We start from the raw sequence: 20,898 nt of genomic DNA on the forward strand, positions 1-20,898 counted from the left end.
GTCGACTTCGGATGGATGTCCGCCGCGACAGGCAGGAGGAACGCGACACGGGAGCGCACGTTCACCGATTGTGACCGCCCAAACCCCGCCCCCAACCTCACTCCACCGTCACCGACTTCGCCAGATTCCTCGGCTTATCAATATCCGTCCCCCGCGCCAGCGCCGCGTGATAAGCCAGCAACTGCATCGGCACGGTATGCAGGATCGGCGAAAGCGGCCCGTAGTACTCGTTGAGCCGAATCACGTCGATCCCTTCGCCCGACGTCAACCCGCAGTCGACGTCCGCGAACACGAACAGCCTGCCGTTGCGCGCGCTCACCTCGTGCATGTTCGACTTGAGCTTTTCCAACAGCATGTCGTTCGGCGCGACCGCGATCACCGGCATCTCGTTGCTGACCAGCGCCAGCGGCCCATGCTTCAGTTCGCCCGCCGGATACGCCTCGGCATGGATATACGAAATCTCCTTCATCTTCAGTGCGCCTTCCAATGCGATCGGGTAATGCATCCCGCGGCCGAGGAACAGCATGTTGTCGCGTCGCGCGAGCAGCTCCGACCAGCCCATGATCTGCGGCTCCAGCGCGAGCACTTTCGCCATCGCATCGGGCAGATGCCGCAGCGCGCGCAGATGCGCCTTCTCGTCGTCGTCGCTCAGCCGGCCGCGAACCTGCGCGAGCGACAGCGTCAGCAGGAACAACGCGACGAGCTGCGTCGTGAACGCCTTCGTCGACGCGACGCCAATCTCGATCCCCGCGCGCGTGACGAACTGCAGCGCACACTCGCGCATCAGCGCGCTCGACGCGACGTTGCAGATCGCCAGCATATGCATCATCCCGCGCTGCTTCGCGACCTGCACGGCGCCGAGCACGTCGGCCGTCTCGCCGCTCTGCGACACCGCGACGACCAGCGTGTGCGGGTTCGCCACGCCGTCGCGATAGCGGAACTCGCTGGCGATCTCGACGTTCGTCGGCAGCTTCGCGATGCTCTCGATCCAGTACTTCGCCGTCAGCGCCGCGTGATAGCTGCCGCCACACGCGAGCAGCAACACCGAGTCGACGTCGTTGAACACGCGCCACGCGCCATCGCCGAACAGCTCCGGCATGATCGACGCGACATCGAGCAGCGTATCGGCCACCGCCTGCGGCTGCTCGAAGATCTCTTTCTGCATGTAGTAGCGGTACGCGCCGAGATCGGCCGCGCCGCTGTGTGCGGCGACCCGCTGTACCGCGCGCTCGACACGCTGGCCGGCCGCATCGACGATCCAGTAGCGATGCAGTTGAATGTCCGCGACGTCGCCGTTCTCGAGGTACGCGATGCGGTCGGTCACGCCCGACAGCGCGATCGCATCCGACGCGAGAAAGTTCTCGCCGTCGCCGACGCCCACGACGAGCGGCATCCCGTCGCGCGCACCGACGATGCGATGCGGCTCGTCGCGGCACATCACCGCGATCGCGTAGCTGCCGCGCAAGCGCGCGACGGCGCCGCGCACCGCGTCGAACAAGTCGCCGTCGTACAGATGATCGATCAGATGCGCGATCGCCTCGCTATCCGTCTGGCTGGCAAACACGTAGCCGTGCGCCTGCAGCTCCGCACGCAATTGATCGCAGTTCTCGATGATCCCGTTGTGCGACAGCGCGATGCGCGCGTTGTCGTCGCGCGGCGAAAAATGCGGATGCGCGTTGAGCGTGACGGGCGCGCCGTGCGTGGCCCAGCGCGTGTGCGCGATGCCGGTATAGCCCGACAGCCCCTGCGCCGCGATCTCGCGCTGCAGGTTCGCGACGCGATCGACGCTACGCGCGCGGGCGAGCGCACGGTCGCGATAGGCCACGACCCCGCACGAATCGTAGCCGCGGTATTCGAGCCGCTTCAGCCCGTCGACGAGATTGGGCACGATGTCCCGCTGAGCCACCGCCCCGACAATTCCACACATATCGCGCTCCCTGAATACGTTGTCTGAGTCCGTGACCGCGATAGTAGAGGCAGCAAAATGGAATTAAATTTCAAAATTGGCGTAATCCTGAAACGATGCGGCAATGCGGTAGGATGGTGAAATTAAATTCCACATCCATCTCGCAAGGAGCTGCCGATGGCCGGCATCACGCTCGACGATCTCGACCTGCGCATTCTCGCGATCCTGCAGGACGACGCGTCGGTGTCGAACCTGCAACTGGCCGAGCGCGCGCTGTCGTCGCCGCCGACCTGCATGCGCCGTGTGCGGCGGCTGACGGAGGCCGGCGTGATCCGCCGGCAGATCGCGGTGCTCGATCCGGTCGCGATCGGCACGGCCGTCACCGCGCTGATCGAGATCAGCCTCGACCGGCAGACGGCCGAAGACTACGACGCATTCGAGGCCTACGTGTGCGCGGAGCCGTCGGTCACGCAGTGCTACCGCGTGTCGCCGGGGCCGGATTTCATCGTGGTGGCCGATCTGGCCGACGTCGCCGAATACGACGCGTTCGCGCGGCGCCTCTTCACTGGCGCATCGAACGTGCGCAACGTGCGGACGTTCTTCTCGACGCATCGCGCGAAATTCGACGCGAACGCGCGCGTCGCGCACGCAATGCGCAAGCGTCGCGACGATTGACCCACGGCGGCGCGTCGCACGCGATCCGACGCCTTCAGAACGCGAACGCCTGCTGCGCCGCGTGTCGGTCACCGCGCACGAAGCGCGCGCCTTCGAGCGACAACAACGCGCGCTTGCGTTCGATCCCGCCTGCATAGCCGGTGAGGCTGCCGGACGCGCCGATCACGCGATGGCACGGCACCATGATCGCGACCGGATTGCGGCCGATCGCGCCGCCGACGGCGCGCGCCGCACTCATCGGCAACCCCAGGCGCTCGGTGACGTCGCCGTACGACACGAGTTCGCCGAACGGGATCGCGAGCAGTTGCTGCCAGACGCCACGCTGGAACGCGGTGCCGTTCAGCTGAATCGGTACGGAGAAGGTGTGGCGCGTGCCGCTGAAGTATTCGGCGACCTCGTCGGCGATGTGCCGCGCGAGCGATGAAGCGCCGACGTGCGCGTGCGCATCCGCGGCGATCGCGAGCGACGGATAGTATTTCTGGCCGACGAAGAACAGGCCGGTCAGCGCATCGTGCTCGATACGGACGGCGATGTCGCCGAGCGGGCTCGGGATCAGAAGCGCGGGAGTCATCGCGAAGTTTCTCCTTGAGGGCGTTGGCTCGCGTAGCGCGGCATATGCACGCTATTGCGCGCCGCAGCGCCGGCAGCGAACGCATTCGGCGCGTTTACGCAGCGGACCATGCGGCGCTCCACCTAGGGCGACGATACGCACATCCGAACCCGCCGTTGAGGCAGCGATTGCGCGAAGGCATCGTGTCGTAGCAGACAGCGGAGCGGGATCGGCATACATCCGATGACTTTAAACGATCCGCAGCGCAGTTTCCGGCCGAACGCTGACTTGCGCATCCGCGCGCACGGGCTCCGTCACGACCCCGTTTCACCGCACACGCATCGCGGAAAACGATTGATGTGCACTTTGCGAAACGGTCATCTCTTTTTGCGCGATCGAATTTGAGATGACTCATCGAAATCCCGGACTGACATCGCCCCGACCGGCGGCCTATGCTTGGAAAAACGTTTTCCACCCATCGGTGAAATAGCGGCTGCGCGAGGCCTGCGCAGTTGCGGTTCGCCGCGGCGCCCGTCGCCGGTTACGGACTACGTATCGACAGTCGGCGCGACGGGCGCGACCGCGCATCGGAGACACTCATGCAATCTGCCGTTGTCGGCGCGGTGCGCGCCGTCGCCAGCCGCTACCGCTGGACCGTCTGTGCGCTGCTGTTCTTCGCGACCGTTATCAACTACATGGACCGGCAGATCCTCGGCCTGCTCGCGCCGATGCTGCAGCACGACATCGGCTGGACCCAGGTGCAGTACGGCCGCATCGTGATGGCGTTCACCGCGTTCTATGCGATCGGCCTGCTGGGCTTCGGGCGCATCGTCGACTGGCTCGGCACGCGCATCTCGTACGCGGCCGCGATGCTGATGTGGAGCATTGCGGCGATGCTGCATGCGGCGGTCGGCTCCGTGATGGGCTTCGCCGCGGTGCGCGCGCTGCTGGGGATCGGCGAGGGCGGCAACTTCCCGGCCGCGATCAAGACGACGGCCGAATGGTTTCCGCGCCGCGAACGCGCGCTCGCGACCGGCATCTTCAACTCGGGCGCGAACATCGGCGCGGTGTTCGCGCCGGCGATCATCCCGGCGATCGCGCTGGCCTACGGATGGCGCGCGGCGTTCGTGATCATCGGCGCGATCGGCATCGTGTGGCTCGCGGTGTGGCTGGTGCTGTACCGCACGGCCGACACGCACGCGCTCGCCGCCGAATACGACGAGCCGCGCGACGAAGCGGAAGCACTCGACGCGGCCAACGCGGATGCCGGCGCGCCGCGCTGGGGCGAGCTGATCCGCAAGCGCGAAACCTGGGCGTTCCTGATCGGCAAGTTCCTGACCGACCCGGTGTGGTGGTTCTATCTGTTCTGGCTGCCGAAGTGGCTGAACGAGTCGCGCGGGATGGACATGCAGCACATCGGCCTGCCGCTCGTGTGCATCTATGCGCTGACCACGGTGGGCAGCGTGGGCGGCGGCTGGCTGTCGTCGGCGCTGCTGCGCGCGGGCTGGAGCGTGAACGGCGCGCGCAAGACGGCGATGCTCGTCTGCGCGTGCTGCGTGCTGCCGATCGCGTTCGTGTCGCAGGTGCAGAGCCTGTGGATCGCGGTGACGATCGTCGGGCTCGCCGCGGCCGCGCACCAGGGCTGGTCGGCGAACCTGTTCACGACGGCATCCGATCTGTTTCCGCGCCGCGCGGTCGCGTCGGTGGTGGGCATCGGCGGGATGGCCGGTTCGATCGGCGGCGTGCTGTTCTCGGAAGTGATCGGGCAGGTGCTGCAGCGCACGGGCCACTACTGGGTGCTGTTCGCGATCGGCGCGCTGGCGTACCTGCTCGCGCTCGCGATCATGCACGCGCTCACGCCGAAGATGAAGCCGGCCCGACTCGGCGCGTAAGCGCCGCGACACGCGAACGCGCCGCGCTGGACGCGGCGCGTTTTCGTTTGGGGTGGGCGGGGCGCATGCGAAGCGATGCGGGGCTGCGGCGGTTGAGTTTGGGATGGCGGCTGCGACTGCGATTGCGACTGCGATGTCGACTACGACAGCAACTGCAACCGCAGGCTACCGCAACCACCGCCCACCCCGCCCGCCACTCACCCCACCGCCGCCGTCGATGCCCGCATGATCAACCGCGGCTCGAACGTCGAATAGCTCGCGTCGGTGCGTCCGGCGAGCGCGTCGATCAGCTTCTGCATCGCGAGCTCGCCCATGTTTTCGCTCTGGATGTCGATGGTGGTCAGCGCGGGCGCTGCGTATTGACCGTACGGCACATTGTCGATGCCGGCGACGGAAACGTCCTGCGGCAACCGGAAACCGAGCGACGCGGCCTCCTTTATGAAGCCGAGCGCGATCAGGTCGTTGTAGCAGATCACCGCCTGCGGGCGCTGCGGCCCGAGCATCACGCGCGAGCAGGCGCGCTCGCCGGCTTCGGCGGTGGGCGCATGCGCGTCGTGCACGTCGAGCGTGAGTCCCGCTTCCGCGAGACAGTCGCGCGCGCCCTGGATCCGTTCGTCGTTCACGCGCGCGGTGCCGAAGCCGAGATACGCGATGCGCGTGTGGCCCAGGTTGAGCAGATGGCGCGCGAGCATGTAGGTGGCGAGCCGGTTGTCGATGCCGACGCTCGGGATCGGCAGGCCGGGGCTGCGTCGCAGCAGCACGAGCGGCTTGTGCAGATCGAGCATCCAGCCCGCTTCGTCGTCGGGCATCCGCGTGCTGACGATCAAGCCGTCCACGCGCTGCGCGAGCGCCTCGACCAGCGAGCGTTCGCGCGCCTGGCTTTCTTCGGTATCGACGAGCAGCAGCGTGTAGTCGTGCTGGAGCGCGACGCGGTTCGCGCCTTTGACGACGCTCGTGAAATACGGGTTGCTGATGTCGAGGATCACGAGGCCGATCGTGCGTGTGCGCCCGGTGATCATCGAGCGCGCGAGCGGATTCGAACGATAGCCGAGGCGCTCGATCGCCTCCTTGAGCCGCGCTTCGACCGTCGGTGAGAAGCGCTGCGTGCCGTTCACGAACTTGGAGACCGTCGCAACCGACACGCCGGCCTGGGCCGCCACGTCGCGGATCGTCGGGGAAACTTTTTTCATCGCAAGGGTAACGTTTACGTTCCGTTGTCCGCGATTGTGGCAGAAAACCGAGGCGGCCGGCCATCGGCCGACATCGGGAAAGTGCGGATGGCCGAGAAGGTGGCCGACCGTTGACGTTCGCCTTCGCCGCCGCGTATAGTTGGAAAACGTTTTCCGGCCAAATCGTTGCAAGCGATTGGAGGTCGGGCGCATCCGCATACCTTCAGCACAGATCCAAGGAGACTCGATGAACGCCACTTCCACCGGCGCCCGCAAGCCGTTTGCGCGCCTGCTGCTGACCGGCGCGGCCGGCAATCTCGGTCGCCAGCTGCGCGGCGCGCTCGCGAACTGGGCCGACATCGTGCGCGTGAGCGACGTCGCCGCGCTCGGTGACGCGGCGCAGCACGAGGAAACCCGGGTCGTCGACCTGTCCGATCGGCCGGCGGTGATGGACCTCGTCGACGGCGTCGACGCGATCGTCCACCTCGGCGGAATTTCGGTCGATGCGCCGTTCGACGATCTCGTCGATGCGAACATCACCGGCACGTACAACCTGTACGAAGCCGCGCGCAAGCACGGCGTGAAGCGCGTCGTGTTCGCGAGCTCGAACCATGCGATCGGTTTTCATCCGGTCACGGAAGTGCTCGACGTCGACGCGCCGCTGCGTCCGGACAGCCTCTATGGCGTGACGAAGTGCTTCGGCGAAGCGCTGTCGCGGTACTACTTCGACCGCTTCGGGATCGAGACCGTGTGCCTGCGGATCGGCTCGTCGTTCGAGGTTCCGAAGAACCCGCGCATGCTGGTGACCTTCCTCAGCTATCGCGACTTCATCGAGCTGGTGCGCTGCGCGCTGCTGACGAACCGCGTCGGGCATGCGATCGTGTACGGCGTGTCGGACAACCCGGTGAAGTGGTGGGACAACACGAAGGCCGGCTTCCTCGGGTTCCGGCCGCAGGACAGCTCCGCGCAGTTCGCCGGGCTGTTTCCGGTGACCGCGCCGAGCGCCGAATACGACGATCCGGCGCAGCGTTACCAGGGTGGCGGCTTCGTCGTCGGCGAGCCGCTGGAGCGCGGCGCGAACTAGACGCCGGGGCGGCCGCGGCGGTTTCAGCGCAGGATGTCCGTCGCCTTGTGCGACGCGTCCACGCCGTCGATCAGGATCAGCGAACCGCTCGCGTGCCGCGTGCGCAGCGGCTGGATCTGCCGGTAAGCGTCGCAGTCGTACCACGCGCGCGCGGCGGCGAGATCGGGAAACGCGATCGCGATCAGATCGCCGTGCCACTCGCCTTCGCGTACGTCGGGCCGCGCGCCGTGTATCGCGAAGTAGCCATCGAACGGCGCAAGCGTGCCGTCGATGCGTTCGAGGTATTCGACGATGTCGTCGCACATTTGAACGTCGTGCAGGTGGGCGATGGCGTAGGCGGTCATGTCGGGCTCCTGGGCGTCGATGCGATGCGTCGATCGGTGACCCCATGATCGGCACGCGCGCGACGCGCGTCGATTACCTGCGACGTAAGCAAATCTGCGCGGCTGTATGCGATGCGGGGCTCGACGCGCTCGTGTCGCACGTGTCGCACGTGTCGCATGATGCGTTCACGCGCGCTGGCGCATCGGTAGCGACGCCGGCTCGGGCGCGGAGTGGGCCGCTGGCGACGATGGTCGCGGGCAGCGCGGGTGGTGCAGCCGCTGGTGGGGCAGCAGATCGCCGCGCGATGTTGAGCGCGGCGTTACCGGAAGTGGATGGCGGGCGGCGCGCTAATGGCGCCGACGGTGTGTCGCTCGGGTGCGCTCACACCGCTCACACCGGATACGCATCGTCGACTTTGAGGTTGGCGAGGCGGAACAGCGTGCGCAGCGTTTGCGGGTGAATGTCGCGGTGCGCGGCGAGCGACGTCAGCATGAAGTCGAGGACTTTCGCGTAGCGCAGCAGCACGAGGCAGCGCGCGAGGTCGGCGCGGCCGCGCATGTCCTCGGCGTAGCGCACCATCTCGGTCGACAGCGAGCGGGCCATCTCGAGTTCCATCTGCTGCTTTTCGGTCCATTCAGGCTGCGGCTGTTCGAGCAGCTTCGCGAGAAAGATCTGGAACGACGTATCGGACGAGTTGGGCAGCGTATCCATGAAATGCCTCGCAACTGGCGTGGATCGTTCGGGCTTGGCCTGAACCGGGTTCGTATATGCGCCGCTCGGCGGCGCGGCTGTTGCTGCAACGAATGCAGGTTCCGTACCAGCAACGCGATCCACTTGCCCGGCCGGTCGCGCGCGGCGCGCCGCGATGGCTGCTGTGGCGCGTCGGGACTGGCTCGCGCGGGATGTCGCGGCGTCCGGCGGACGGTCGTGTATGGTGGCGTGCGGCACGGAAAACTCGTCCGGACCGATGAAATGCTTCACCGATGTAACGTAACGCCATGGTGACGCCAGTCGCATTTTCGGGCGCGGACGCGGTGGTGTCGAGGCGTGTGCGCGGGAGGTGCGCCGGGCGGGGGTGTGCGCGGTGGGGGCGGTTGCGTGGGGTACTCGATACGGGCGTCGGTCCAAGCACGCGATTGCGTGCGGCGCGCACCGGACGTTTCATCGGTGAGACGTCCTGCCGTTGCCAGGAGTTCGTGTCTGACATGCGTTGAACTTCGGGCCTCAGACCTCTGGCCGACGTTCGAGCGCTCGGGGTAAACCAGCGCGGGCTGCGTCATCGCGCACTCCAACCGTGCCGGGATGCGGTGCGCTTCCCAACTATGTTGCGCGGGGCGGCTCCCCTCTGCGTCAACGCAGCGACCTCCGATCGGAAGCGACCGTACGGGCGCCGATCTTGTGGCGCTGCATCTGCAACCGCTCGACGGTCGTGAGCGCGTAGCGTTCAGCGGCGGGCGATGCCTCGACGCCGTATGCCTCAGCCGGAAACCGGAAATCCTTTGCCCGCGCGCACACGCATATCAGCCACGCGTCCCAACTCGACATGCGATCACCACGCGACGCCTGGTTTCTTCATATCGATGCGCCGTTGCGAATTGGAGACGCGAGTCGTAGAGCAAGCTGAAGCGGCCATCGCAATTCGCGATCGGACTTGCTAGTTGTTTTAAATGTCAATTGGCTTATTTTGAGATGGTGGCGATTCAATGGTCACGCGACTAGTCGCGAGTAACGTTGTACGAGTGAGCGACCATTGAAAATATTCCGTTGAGTCGGATCGGGTGACGATTCAGGTTGAGTCAGTGGTGAGTGCCGGCCACTCGATACGGATTTATATCAATCGCTGGTCGATTATAAAAATATTTCGGAATGTCAATTCCGCATCCGCGTTTCGAGCGGAAGGCGGTCGATATGGTGCGTCCCGCACGGCATCTTCCACGCTGTCGACGATCACGCGCGCGGCGGCGTGCAATTTATTAGTCGATGACTTGCAATCTCTGACACTGTGAATGCGGACCTTTCGATAGATTTGGGCGAGAGGAGCCGCCATTCGATCGCGATCACACGTTTCGTCGTGCAGACAAACTCAGACAGCGTTGCCTTCGAAATCGGAGAGCGTCTCTGTACTCGTGGGGGCTTCCCGATCGATTTTCTCGACGTCTAAAAGCGTTTGCCGTATCCATGAACAAGAACCAATATCGTCTGGTATTCAGCCGCGTGCGCAGCATGCTCGTTGCAGTCGAGGAAACGGCTCACGCGACGGGGAAAGTCACCAAGGGTGAAGCGTCGCGCGCCGTTGGCGATCGCGTGGCGAGCGCGTCGGCGAGCTTTGCCTTGCGCCATGCTGCATTCGCGGTGCTGGTCGCGGCCGGGATCACGCCGATGTGGGCAAATGCGCAGGTCGTGGGCGCGGGCGCGAACGCGCCGTCGGTCATCCAGACGCAAAACGGTCTCCAACAGGTCAACATCACGAAGCCGTCCGGTGCGGGCGTGTCGTTGAATACCTATTCGCAGTTCGATGTGCCCAAACCCGGCGTGATCGTCAACAACTCGCCTACGCTGACGAATACGCAGCAGGCCGGGTACATCAACGGCAACCCGAATCTCGGCCCGAACGGTTCGGCCAGGATCATCATCAATCAGGTCAACAGCCCGAACCCGTCGCAACTGAGGGGTTTCGTCGAGATCGCCGGCCAGCGTGCGGAGATGATCATTTCCAATCCGTCGGGACTGGTCGTGGATGGTGGCGGCTTCATCAATACCTCGCGTGCAATCCTGACCACCGGCACGCCGAACCTGAATCCGGACGGATCACTGGCGGGTTTCAGCGTGACGCGCGGCCTCATCGCGGTACAGGGCGCGGGCCTGAATGCCACCAACGTGGATCAGGTCGACCTCATTTCCAGAGCCGTACAGGCGAACGCCGCCATCTATGCGACGAACCTGAACGTGATCGCCGGTGCGAATCGGGTCAATCACGACACCCTGGAGGCGACCCGCATTCAGGGCGATGGTGCGGCGCCTGCGGTTGCGATCGACGTTGCGCAATTGGGCGGCATGTACAGCAATCGCATCCTGTTGGTCGGCACCGAGGGCGGCGTCGGAGTCCGAAACGCCGGGACGATCGCGGCGGACGCGATGGGGCTGACGTTGACTACCGACGGACGGCTGATTCAGTCGGGCAAGGTTTCGTCGGCCGGGAACGCCGCCATTTCTGCTGCAGGCGGAGTCGAGAACAGCGGCACCACCTACGGCCAGCAGTCGGTGTCGGTGAATACCGGTGCGGACGTCGTCAATACCGGTACGCTGGCTGCGCAACATCACGTCGGCGTGACCGCGGGCTCGCTGAATTCGACCGGGTTGCTCGGCGCAGGCGTGAACAGCGACGGTTCCGTGACGCAAACCGGCGACCTGCAACTCGCGACGACGGGCCAGCTCGATGCGACCGGCAAGAACGTTGCGGGCGGCAACGTGAGCGCGAAAGGCTCCGGCGTAAACCTCGCGGGCAGCACGACGGCCGCGAACGGCGATCTGTCGCTCACGGCCACGGTCGGCGACGTCAACTTCACGAACGCGACGACCAGCGCCCAAGGGGCCATCACGGCGAATGCCGCAGGCACGGTCATCAATGATCGAGGCAATCTGACGAGTGGCGGTGCAACGAGCCTGACGGGCAACGACGTGTCGAACCGGAACGGCGCAGTGTCGTCGCAAGGGCCGCTGTCGGTGACGGCCGCCGACCAGATCGCGAACCAGTCCGGCGTATTCGTTTCGCAGAGCACGATGGCGCTGCGTGGCAGCACGGTCGCGAACAACCAAGGTACGGTCCAGAGCGCTGGTCGTGCCACGGTCGATGCAATCACGATCGACAATACGGCCGGCCGCATTACGTCGCTCAATAGCGACGGGATGGTGTTGACCGCGACGGGCCAACTCACGAATGCGGCAGGTACGACGGCGGCCGGCGCGCAAGGTGGCGTGATCGGCGGCAATGGCGACGTGACGGTGCAAGGCGGGACGATCGCCAACCACGCGACGATCACGTCCAATACGAATCTGCACGTGGCCGGTCAGTCGATCGACAACAGCAGCGGGTCCTTGCAGGCCGCGCAGAACGTCGCGGTCGACGCCGCTGCGCACCTGGCCAACAGTGGCGGCACGCTCATGGGCCAAACCGCCGCGTTGAACGGCACTACGCTCGACAACAGCTCAGGCACCGTGCAAGCCCAACAGGTCGCGTTGACCGGTACCAGTCTCGTCAATCGCGGCGGCACGATCACGCAGATCGGCACCGGCACGATGGCCGTCAATGTATCGGGCACGCTCGACAATTCGAGTGGCGGCACGCTCCAGACGAACAGCACGGACGTCACGCTGGCCCCTGCTGCGCTGGTCAACGATGGTGGCACGATCGTCCACGCCGGCACGGGTACGCTGACGTTGGGCAACGGTGCGGGTTCGGTGTCGAACGTCGGCGGCGCGATTGCCAGCAATGGACATATCGCGGCGCAAAGCGGCTCGCTGAACAACACCTCGGGTTCCATCAACGCGCAAAGCGGGCTGATCGCGGTGGTTGGCGGCACGCTGAACAATACCAACGGCAAGCTGCTGTCCAACACGGAGCTCGGCTCGACGAGCGGCACGTTGACGAACGATGGCGGCCAAATCGGCGCGAGCACGAATGCGACGATTCACACGGGTTCGATGACGAATCAGGGCGGCGCGATCGTTGCCCCGAATCTGTCGGTCACAGCCGATTCGACGCTCGACAATAGCGGTGGACAGCTCACAGCCAATCAGCTCGCACTGAGCACGCCGAATCTGACGAACCACGGCGGCACGATCACGCAGTATGGGTCGTCGGCGATGGGCGTCAATGTGAGCGGCACGCTCGACAATTCCGCTGGCGGTGTGATCCAGACGAACAGTACGGACCTGACGCTCGCTCCCGCGCAATTGAACAACGCTGGCGGAACGATTACGCATGCCGGCGCGGGTACGCTGACGATTGAACCAGGCAGCGGTGCAGGTGCAGTGAACAACGCGGGCGGCACCGTTGTCACCAAGGGCAATGCAGTCGTCGGCGCGAGCGGCTGGGACAATACGAGCGGCATCTTCGCGGCACAGGGCGACATCGCCGCGACGATCGCGGGCGACGTGAACAACGCGCAAGGCCTGGTGCGCGCAGGAACGTCCTTGTCGTTGACGAACGGCGGCGCGCTGGTGAACCAGGGCGGGCATATTCAGGCCGGCCAGACCGTGGCAGGCGACACGAGCACGCTGCGCATCCAGTCCGCGTCGATCGACAACGCCGACGGGTCGATCGCCGACCTTGGCGCCGGCCAAATGACCGTGCAGGGCGGCAGTCAGATCACCAACAGCAACGCCGGTGGTGTGTCGGGGATGGGTGCGATCACCGGTAACGGTGACGTGATGGTGAACGCTGCGTCGATTTCCAACACGCAAGGTGGCCAGCTGAGCGGCGCCTCGCTGCATGTTCAGGGGACGACCTTGGACAACAGCGGCGGGCAGATTGGTAACGTCGCGAATTCGAGCGGCGATGTGGCCGTGACGACCAGCGGCGCGATCACGAACACGAACGGGCAGATCAGTTCGACGCACGACCTGACGGTGACAGCGCCGACGCTGCAAGGTGGCGGTACCTATAGCGCGGCCCACGATGCGAGCGTCAATTTGCAGGGCGATTTCTCGGTGACGCCCGACTATCAGTTCAACGTCGGCCATGATCTTGCGTTTGCGTTGCCCGGTACGTTCGACAACAGCGGCAACGTGCAGTCGGTCAACGATCTGAGCGTCAATGCCGGCAACATCGTCAACTCCGGTGCACTGTCAGCCGGCGGTTTGCTGCATACGCAATCGGGCAACCTCACCAATACCGGGTCGCTGGTGGGCGGCAGCGTCTCGCTCAACGCAACGGGCACGGTGTCGAACGTCGGGCCGACGGCCTTGATTGGTGCATCGGATAGCAACGGCACGCTTGAAATTCTCGCGCACGATATCGAAAACCGTGACGACACGACGGCGACGGATTCGATGCCGACGACGGCGATTTTCGGGATGGGTAAGGTCGTACTCGCGGGTGGTAAGGACGCGAGCGGCAATTACACGAATGCGGCACTCGTCAACAACTCGTCGGCGTTGATCCAGTCCGGCGGCGATATGGAGTTGCACGCCGATAAGGTGACGAGCACGCGTCGTGTGATGAGCACCTCGGGAAGCACGAGTAACGTCGATCCGGCGGCCCTCGCGCAATACGGCATTAGCCTGTCAGGTTGCGCATCGTACTTCGCGGTGAATTGCGCGGGAGGGGGACAGATGATCGCCGGTCTCCGGTCCGACAACATCACACCGGCCGAAACGGCCGCGTTGATCAAACAGCCGGGCGGCATGTACATTGAGCCGCCTCACGGCGGCCAGTGGAACAGCGGGTACTTCTACACGACCTATACTGGAACGGCTGTGGCGAACACGGTCACGGCATTGAGCCCGACTGCGCAAATCGTGTCGGGCGGCAGTCTCAATGCAACATCGACCGGTACCCTGCAAAACTACTGGAGCAGCATCACGGCCGTTGGCAACCTCGACTTGCCGCAAAACTATGACGGCAACGGTTGGGCGGCGACGGGCCAGCAGGCGCCGACCGTGACGGTGACGTACTCGGGCCAGTACCACTACAACAACTACGACAGCAGCGAATACAACTGGCAATTGCCGTTCGGCAACGCCCCGTTCGTGACGAGCCGTCCGGGCGGCTATACCCAAGTCGCGCCAGCGGACGTCAAGACCTACAGTCTGCCGAGCTACGATTCGACGTTGGGTTCGAACGGCACGATCTCCGGCACGGGTGTCAGCATCAATAACACGGCCGCAAACGCGTCGATTCCGTCGCTCGGTCTGCTGCCCGGTCAATCCGTCCCCGGTCTGATGATTGGTGGGCTGAGCGGAAGCGCGAGCGGCACGAAGTCGGGCGCTTCGGCCGTGCATGGTGGGGTGATCACGGTCTCGCCGGTCATCGCCAGCGCGACGGCGCAGAACGTCCTGAACAATCTGACGATCCCGCAGGGCGGTCTGTACAGACCGAATCCGTCGCCGAACGCGAGCTATGCGATCGAGACGAACCCGGCATTCACGAACCAGAAGCGCTTCATCTCCAGCGACTACTTCTTCAGTCAGATCGGCGTCGACCTCACGCATATTCCGAAGCGTCTGGGTGATGGATTCTACGAGCAGCAGCTGGTACGTAACCAAGTGACCTCATTGACCGGCAGGGCTGTGCTCGGTCCGTACACGGATCTGCAGGCGATGTACGAATCGTTGATGGCGGCGGGTGCATCGCTGGACAAGCAGCTCAACCTGCCGATCGGCGCGAGCCTGTCGGCCGATCAGGTGTCGAAGCTGACCGGCAACGTCATCATGATGGAAACGCGCGTGGTCGACGGCCAATCGGTGCTCGTGCCGGTCGTGTACCTCGCGCAGGCGAACCAGCAGAACGTCAACGGCCCGCTGATTACCGCGACGGACATCGATCTGAAGGACGCGCAGAACTTCACGAACAGCGGGACGGTGAAGGCGGACAACACGCTGTCGATTCAGGGCAAGCAGATCGATAACGCGTTCGGCGCGTTGCAGAGTGGTGGGCTCATGTCGTTGACGACGACTGGCAATGTCGATTTGACGTCGGCGAAGGTCAAGGCCGGAAGCCTGTATCTGAATGCCGGTGGCGACCTGATTCTCGATTCCGCCGTGAAAAGCGACACCCGGGTGAGTCGCGATGGCGCAACGAGTGTGACGACGACGCTCGGGCCGATTGCTCAGCTCGACGTCAAGGGCGATGCGGGAATCATGACAGGTGGCAATGTCGAGCAGCATGCGGGCGCGCTGACGGTCGGCGGCAATCTCGGCATGCTGATTGGGGGAAACTACGACCTCGGTACGCAGCAAGTCGGCGAGCACAAGATCGTGCAGCGCGCGAATGGCGTATCGAATACCGACATCAATGGCGTGGTTGGTAGCGCTGTGAATGTCGGCGGCGTGTCGATGATCGGAGTGAATGGGGATCTGACCGCGAGCGGCGCGCAAATCAACCTGGGCAACGGCGGAACGATCGCGGCCAAGGGCAATATCACGCTCGGCGCTGCGAGCGCTACGTCGACGGTCGACAGCAACAGTTCGGGTAGCGATCACCACGGCAGCTATTCGGAAACGTTGCACACGTCCGACCAGACCGTCGTTGGCACGACGGTGCATAGCGGCAATACCTTGAGCGTTGCTTCGGGCAAGGACATCAGCGTCATCGGAAGCACGATCTTGCTTGACCAGGGCAACGTGGGCCTGATGGCGGTCGGCAACGTGAACGTCGGCGCGGCGACCGAAACGCACGTGTCGAACATGAACGAATCGCACGACCACAGCGGCGTTGCAAGTCATGCGAGCGCGACAAACCGCGTCGACCAGACCACCACGTATGCCAATGGCAGCGCGATTTCGGCTGACGGCGTAACGGTCGTCAGCGGGAAAGACATCAACGTCACCGGTAGCGCCATTGTCGGGACGCACGACGTGGCGCTGTCCGCTAAAAACAACGTCAACATCACGGCGGCGACCGACACGTATCAGGACAACGAGTATCACCAAGAGAAGCATTCGGGCTTGTCTGGCTCGGGTGGACTTGGCATTACGATCGGATCGAGCGAACAGAGCGACCGGTATAACGCGGCTTCGACGACGCAGAGCCAGTCGCGCAGTACGGTCGGCAGCGTTGAAGGCAACGTGACCGTATCGGGCGGGAAGGACGTCCATATCAGCGGCAGCGATTTCGTGGCAGGCAAGGCGGCGGGCGACGTCGACGGAAACACGGGCAATATCAGTATCACCGGGCAGAACGTGACGATTGATCCAGGGCAGGATGTGGCGCAATCGCACGATCAACGCGAAGCGCATTCGAGTGGCCTGACCGTTGCCGTGACCGGTACGCCGTACGATACGGTACGCAACCTGAAGGCGAATGCGTCGTCGGGTAACGCCTTCCAGCGCGGCCAAGCAGTGGGCAACGAGATCGGCGCAAGCGCGGCAGACGTGCCGGGGATCTCCGTGTCGTACGGACAGAGCCGTAGCAGCTCTACGACCGATATGTCGAGTTTGACGAACTTGGGAAGCACGGTTCGCGGTGGTGGAAACGTGACCGTGAAAGCGACTGGCGGCGCGCAGAAGGACGCGAACGGCAACATCGTGGATGGCGATATTTCCGTGATCGGCTCGGCAATCAGCGCGGGCGGCACGGCGACGCTGGATGCGAACCGTAACGTCAACTTGCAGGCATCGACTGATCACTTGCAGCAGTCGACACAATCGTCCGGTTCGTCATGGGGCGTTCAAGCGGCATCGCCGAGCCTGGGCGATTTGGGGCGCTGGGTGGGTGGCACGGCGAACACGGGTGGCAACAGCCCGTCGCCGTACAATGCGAGCCGGAGCAATTCGGACGGCAGCCAGACGATGACGCAGCAAACGGCGGCATCGGTCACGGGTAATAGCGTCGTCATCAAGAGCAAGACGGGCGACATCAACGTCGTCGGCTCGGGCATCAGTGGAACGCAGGGCGTCGATCTCGTCGCCACACAGGGCGCAATCAACGTGCTGGCCGGGCTTGACACGAGTACGAGCCACCAGGAATCGAGCAGTCAGCAGATCGGCAGTCTGGGCAGTAACGGCACGGCTACCGGTTTTAGCGTCGGTGTGGCGAAGAACCATAGTGTCCAGGACACGGCTTCGCAGACCCAAAGCACGATGCGCAGCCAGATCGTCAGCGGCAACGGCAACGTGACGCTCGATGCGAAGCAGGACATCACGGTCGCCGGTTCCGATTTGAGCGCGGGTAAGGATCTGACGCTGATCGGCAAGAACCTGAATCTCGATCCGGGTACGGACGCGACACAGAGCCGGATGAGTCAGGATTCCAGTCAGTTCGGCGTGAGCGTGGCGCTTGGCGGTGCGATCGGGAACGCCGTCGCGCAAGCCAATCAAGCATTTGCGCAGCCCGCGCGCGGGGGCGATTCGCGGTTGGCGGCGCTGGACAAGGCACAGGCCGGACTTGCGGCGTACAACGCGTATCAAGTTGGTACGGCGTTGAGCAAGGGGCCGACGAGTCAACCGTTGATCAAGGCCACGGTGAGCATCGGAGGCGGCTCGAGCCATAGTGACTCGCAGAGCAGTTCCCTGTCGAACGACGGCAGCACGCTGCACGCGGGCGGCAACGTGAACCTGATCGCGACCGGCAGCGGTAAGAAGGACGCGAGTGGCTTTGCTACGGATGGCGACATCAACGCGCGCGGTACGCAGATTTCCGGGCAGAACGTGACACTGAATGCGGCGCGCGACATCAATCTCCAAAGCGCCCAGGACACGAACCAACTTGCGAGCCACAACAGTAGCAGCGGCGGTAGCGTCGGTGTCGGGCTGGGTATCGGAGGACAGCAGAACGGCTTCACGCTGGAATTGGCCGCGAATGCATCCAAAGGCCATGCGAATGGCCAAGGCGTGACCAATCGTGACACGCAAATTACCGCGGGCGATACGTTGTCGATGACGAGCGGGCGGGATACGAATTTGCGTGGCGCGGAGGTCTCGGGCGATGCGGTCAATGCGAGTATTGGGCGCGACCTCAATATCGCGAGCCAACAGGACACCGCCACGTACGACAGTAAGCAGTCGAGCGCTGGATTCCAGGCAAGCATTTGCGTGCCACCGTTCTGCTACGGCCAGACCGTTAGCGGTAGCGCGAGCGCGAGCCAGCAGAACATCAACGCGAACTACCAGTCGGTGAACCAGCAAAGCGGGATCTATGCAGGCACGGGCGGGTACGACGTGAATGTCGGAAACCATACGCAGCTTGACGGCGGTGTGATCGCGAGCACGGCGACGCCGGACAAGAACAGTTTGTCGACCCAGACGCTGGGCTTCACGAATCTGGAAAATCACGCGAGCTATTCGGGCGATACGGTCGGCTTCAGTGCGAGTGGCGGTTTTGGTTGGAGCGGGCCGGGCGGAGCCATGTTGAAGACACCGGTCACCTCGATCGCGAACAAGTTGCCTGGGCCGCAGAACTCGCAAGGTTTGGGACCGAGCGGATTCTCGGCGGCGGGCACGAGCAGCGACGCGTCGGGGACGACGTATGCGGCGGTGAGTCCGGGCGCGATCACGGTGCGGGGCGACGCGGGTACCGGGCACGACAGCACCGTCGGTTTGAGCCGTGATACGGCGAATGCGAATGGTGCGGTACAGAACACGTTCAATGCGCAGAACGTGCAGAACGATCTGGCGGTCCAGCAGGGTGTTGGTCAGGTCGGGATGCAGGTGGTGGGGGATGTGGCGAATGCGTTGGCGAAGCGAGCTTCGGCAAACGCGGATGCTGCACAGAAGGCTTATGACACGGCCAAGGCGGCCAACGACGAAGCTGGCATGGCGCAAGCAAAGGCCGACCTTACTGCCGCGCAGCAACAACTGGCCTTGTGGGGTAACGATGGTGCATTACGCATTGGCGCGCATGCGGTCGTCTCCGGTGTTGGTGCAGCGATGGGCGGCGGTAACGTGGCGGGTGCGGTTGGTGGCACCATTGCCGGCGACCTTGTGAGCAATGCCGTAAGCAATACGCTCGACGATTTGATCGGTGGAAAATTGCTGGCCAATGCAGTGGCGGGGTTGGCCGGTGCGGCGGTGGGAGGAGCGGTGGGTGGTTCTGCTGGTGCCATGAGCGGTGCGGGTGGAGCATTGAATGCCGATCTGTACAATCGGCAGTTGCATCCGCAGGAAAAGACGCTGGCGAAGTTGCTTGCCGACAAGAGCGGCGGAAAATATACGCAAGCACAGATCGAAGACCAGATGCGAATCATGGGCGTCAGCGGCAACGGGGCGAGCGAATCGGGCGCACCGGCAACGCTGGTCGGCCAGATGCCGACAGACTCCGGGGCTCGGTGGATTTCGGGTGGCACCACGGCTGACGGGAAACCGATTCTGACGCAGATTACTGCGCGACCTGATCCGCAATTGCAGAGCTATATTCTGGCTAACTACAACAGCGTTTCACCGGGGCAGGTGCCGAGTCCGTTCACGTATGCCCTTCCGAGCGGCGGTGGATCAACCAATATCACGGGCCCATTTACGAAGTTCGACAAGTCGGATGGTGACTTTGTGCGACAGACGGTAGCCGATACTTCAGGTATGGTTTCGACCAATGCGGGCCGGATAGGCTCGGCTGCGGCAGCGGGGGCAAGCCTTCCAACGCCATATGCCCCCGTGCTAGATTCAATCGCCATTGGTAGTACCGCGACGGGCATAGTAGCGGACATTATTCAGCAGATCGCGCAACCAAATTCGGCGCAATACGTGTTCAATGGCTTCACGGCAATTATAGGTAATTTCGCATCGAGTAAACTTCCGGGGCTTACGCCGGCAATTAACGAGCTAACAAATCAAGTGAATACCAGTGGCACAGCAACCTGGGTTCAAGACCGCGCGAACAAGGCAATAGGTGGGAACGCCACAGGGAAAAATCAATGAAGATCAGATTCATCGAAGACGGTAACCTTACTTCGTGGGTGCGTCTCCTCCTTATCCTTACGGGAATTGGTTTTGCTGCAATCCCAATTGGGCTTGACCTTCCCGTTGTTTGGGCCCGCACTCTCCTGCTTGTTGGATTCGCAATTGCACTTGTGGGGGGTATGACGAGTCGCGCAAAACTTCTGCACATCAAGCCCTTCGACAACAGTTACAAGAAGGCGCGCAAAAGCTACGAAGTGAAGGGCGATGAGCAGGACAAGTCCTGACAGCAGCGATCAATCCGTGGCAAAAACACGGGTGCAAAAAATCATCTGGTGGACGTGCTTCGCAGTAGGGATGGGATTCATTGCCTACGTGGTGCTGAAAAACATCTTCCACTGGTGACGGCCTGCCATTTCAACAGTAGGGTACGCAGCGCGGGCTCTGCGGCTCGGGTTTGAGCGGGACGAAGTAACGCACGGGTTCGGGGATTGAGGTCTGCGGGTCCGGCTTCACCCACGGACACACTCCGGGCTATTCAATGCGGGGAATTAATTGAATTTTTAGACTGGCGTATTTTTGACAGAGCTATCTGTTGATTTTTATTTGCGATTTTTAACGATACTCTGAGCGAAATATTGGCATGTAATTTCGTGGAGTCATTGTTTGGTGCTGTAATGGTGGTGTTGATTTGTTTGGTATTTTTCTGATGACGCGAAATTCGATCCGGGTGGCATTGGGGAGTTGCG

10 protein-coding genes are annotated in these 20,898 nt (G+C 63.5%); 5 read left to right on the forward strand and 5 right to left on the reverse strand.

Annotated features, from left to right (window positions below):
* Positions 1 to 97 precede the first annotated feature (97 nt).
* Positions 98 to 1,927: a glutamine--fructose-6-phosphate transaminase (isomerizing) gene (gene glmS, locus MYA_RS17630; protein WP_041494061.1), complete on the reverse strand. Its 1,830-nt coding sequence runs from the start codon at positions 1,925 to 1,927 to the stop codon at positions 98 to 100.
* A 156-nt stretch (positions 1,928 to 2,083) separates the two neighbouring features.
* Here glmS and MYA_RS17635 point away from each other — a divergent pair, with 156 nt between their 5' ends.
* On the forward strand, positions 2,084 to 2,581 hold the full coding sequence (locus MYA_RS17635) for an Lrp/AsnC family transcriptional regulator (protein ID WP_014724410.1): 498 nt from the start codon (positions 2,084 to 2,086) through the stop codon (positions 2,579 to 2,581).
* Between the two features lie 34 nt (positions 2,582 to 2,615).
* Here MYA_RS17635 and MYA_RS17640 read toward each other — a convergent pair whose 3' ends face one another.
* Entirely contained in the window at positions 2,616 to 3,152 is a 537-nt protein-coding gene (locus tag MYA_RS17640; RefSeq protein WP_014724411.1) for a methylated-DNA--[protein]-cysteine S-methyltransferase, read from the reverse strand.
* 578 nt (positions 3,153 to 3,730) lie between these two features.
* Here MYA_RS17640 and MYA_RS17645 point away from each other — a divergent pair.
* Positions 3,731 to 5,023, forward strand: a complete 1,293-nt coding sequence (locus MYA_RS17645; protein WP_014724412.1) for an MFS transporter — start codon at positions 3,731 to 3,733, stop codon at positions 5,021 to 5,023.
* A 197-nt stretch (positions 5,024 to 5,220) separates the two neighbouring features.
* Here the strand turns inward: MYA_RS17645 and MYA_RS17650 are convergent, their stop codons facing one another.
* The gene (locus MYA_RS17650; RefSeq protein ID WP_014724413.1) at positions 5,221 to 6,213 is read right to left on the reverse strand and encodes a LacI family DNA-binding transcriptional regulator; all 993 of its coding nucleotides are present in this window, start codon (positions 6,211 to 6,213) and stop codon (positions 5,221 to 5,223) included.
* 226 nt (positions 6,214 to 6,439) lie between these two features.
* Here MYA_RS17650 and MYA_RS17655 point away from each other — a divergent pair, with 226 nt between their 5' ends.
* Positions 6,440 to 7,276 (forward strand): NAD-dependent epimerase/dehydratase family protein, encoded by an 837-nt coding sequence (locus tag MYA_RS17655; RefSeq protein WP_011881329.1) that lies wholly within the window; start codon positions 6,440 to 6,442, stop codon positions 7,274 to 7,276.
* 23 nt (positions 7,277 to 7,299) lie between these two features.
* Here the strand turns inward: MYA_RS17655 and MYA_RS17660 are convergent, their stop codons facing one another.
* Both MYA_RS17660 and MYA_RS17665 read right to left on the reverse strand, forming a co-directional pair.
* Positions 7,300 to 7,620 carry a DUF1330 domain-containing protein gene (locus tag MYA_RS17660; RefSeq protein WP_014724414.1) on the reverse strand — a complete coding sequence of 107 codons (321 nt, stop codon included), beginning with the start codon at positions 7,618 to 7,620 and terminating at the stop codon, positions 7,300 to 7,302.
* A 370-nt stretch (positions 7,621 to 7,990) separates the two neighbouring features.
* Positions 7,991 to 8,311, reverse strand: coding sequence for a DNA-binding protein (locus MYA_RS17665; protein ID WP_011881331.1), 321 nt, complete (start codon positions 8,309 to 8,311; stop codon positions 7,991 to 7,993).
* A gap of 1,467 nt (positions 8,312 to 9,778) precedes the next feature.
* Here MYA_RS17665 and MYA_RS17675 point away from each other — a divergent pair.
* Positions 9,779 to 20,170, forward strand: a complete 10,392-nt coding sequence (locus tag MYA_RS17675; protein ID WP_014724416.1) for a hemagglutinin repeat-containing protein — start codon at positions 9,779 to 9,781, stop codon at positions 20,168 to 20,170.
* Positions 20,167 to 20,436, forward strand: a complete 270-nt coding sequence (locus tag MYA_RS17680; protein WP_041494062.1) for a hypothetical protein — start codon at positions 20,167 to 20,169, stop codon at positions 20,434 to 20,436. Before MYA_RS17675 ends, MYA_RS17680 begins: the two co-directional genes overlap by 4 nt.
* Positions 20,437 to 20,898 lie beyond the last annotated feature (462 nt).

The organism is Burkholderia sp. KJ006 (assembly GCF_000262695.1).
Taxonomy (GTDB): domain Bacteria; phylum Pseudomonadota; class Gammaproteobacteria; order Burkholderiales; family Burkholderiaceae; genus Burkholderia; species Burkholderia vietnamiensis.

Coding starts and splice junctions, on each gene's coding strand:
- MYA_RS17660 (WP_014724414.1), bottom strand. CDS start 7,620: ATGACCGCCTACGCCATCGCCCACCTGCACGACGTTCAAATGTGCGAC.
- MYA_RS17645 (WP_014724412.1), top strand. CDS start 3,731: ATGCAATCTGCCGTTGTCGGCGCGGTGCGCGCCGTCGCCAGCCGCTAC.
- MYA_RS17640 (WP_014724411.1), bottom strand. CDS start 3,152: ATGACTCCCGCGCTTCTGATCCCGAGCCCGCTCGGCGACATCGCCGTC.
- MYA_RS17680 (WP_041494062.1), top strand. CDS start 20,167: ATGAAGATCAGATTCATCGAAGACGGTAACCTTACTTCGTGGGTGCGT.
- MYA_RS17650 (WP_014724413.1), bottom strand. CDS start 6,213: ATGAAAAAAGTTTCCCCGACGATCCGCGACGTGGCGGCCCAGGCCGGC.
- MYA_RS17665 (WP_011881331.1), bottom strand. CDS start 8,311: ATGGATACGCTGCCCAACTCGTCCGATACGTCGTTCCAGATCTTTCTC.
- MYA_RS17675 (WP_014724416.1), top strand. CDS start 9,779: ATGAACAAGAACCAATATCGTCTGGTATTCAGCCGCGTGCGCAGCATG.
- glmS (WP_041494061.1), bottom strand. CDS start 1,927: ATGTGTGGAATTGTCGGGGCGGTGGCTCAGCGGGACATCGTGCCCAAT.
- MYA_RS17655 (WP_011881329.1), top strand. CDS start 6,440: ATGAACGCCACTTCCACCGGCGCCCGCAAGCCGTTTGCGCGCCTGCTG.
- MYA_RS17635 (WP_014724410.1), top strand. CDS start 2,084: ATGGCCGGCATCACGCTCGACGATCTCGACCTGCGCATTCTCGCGATC.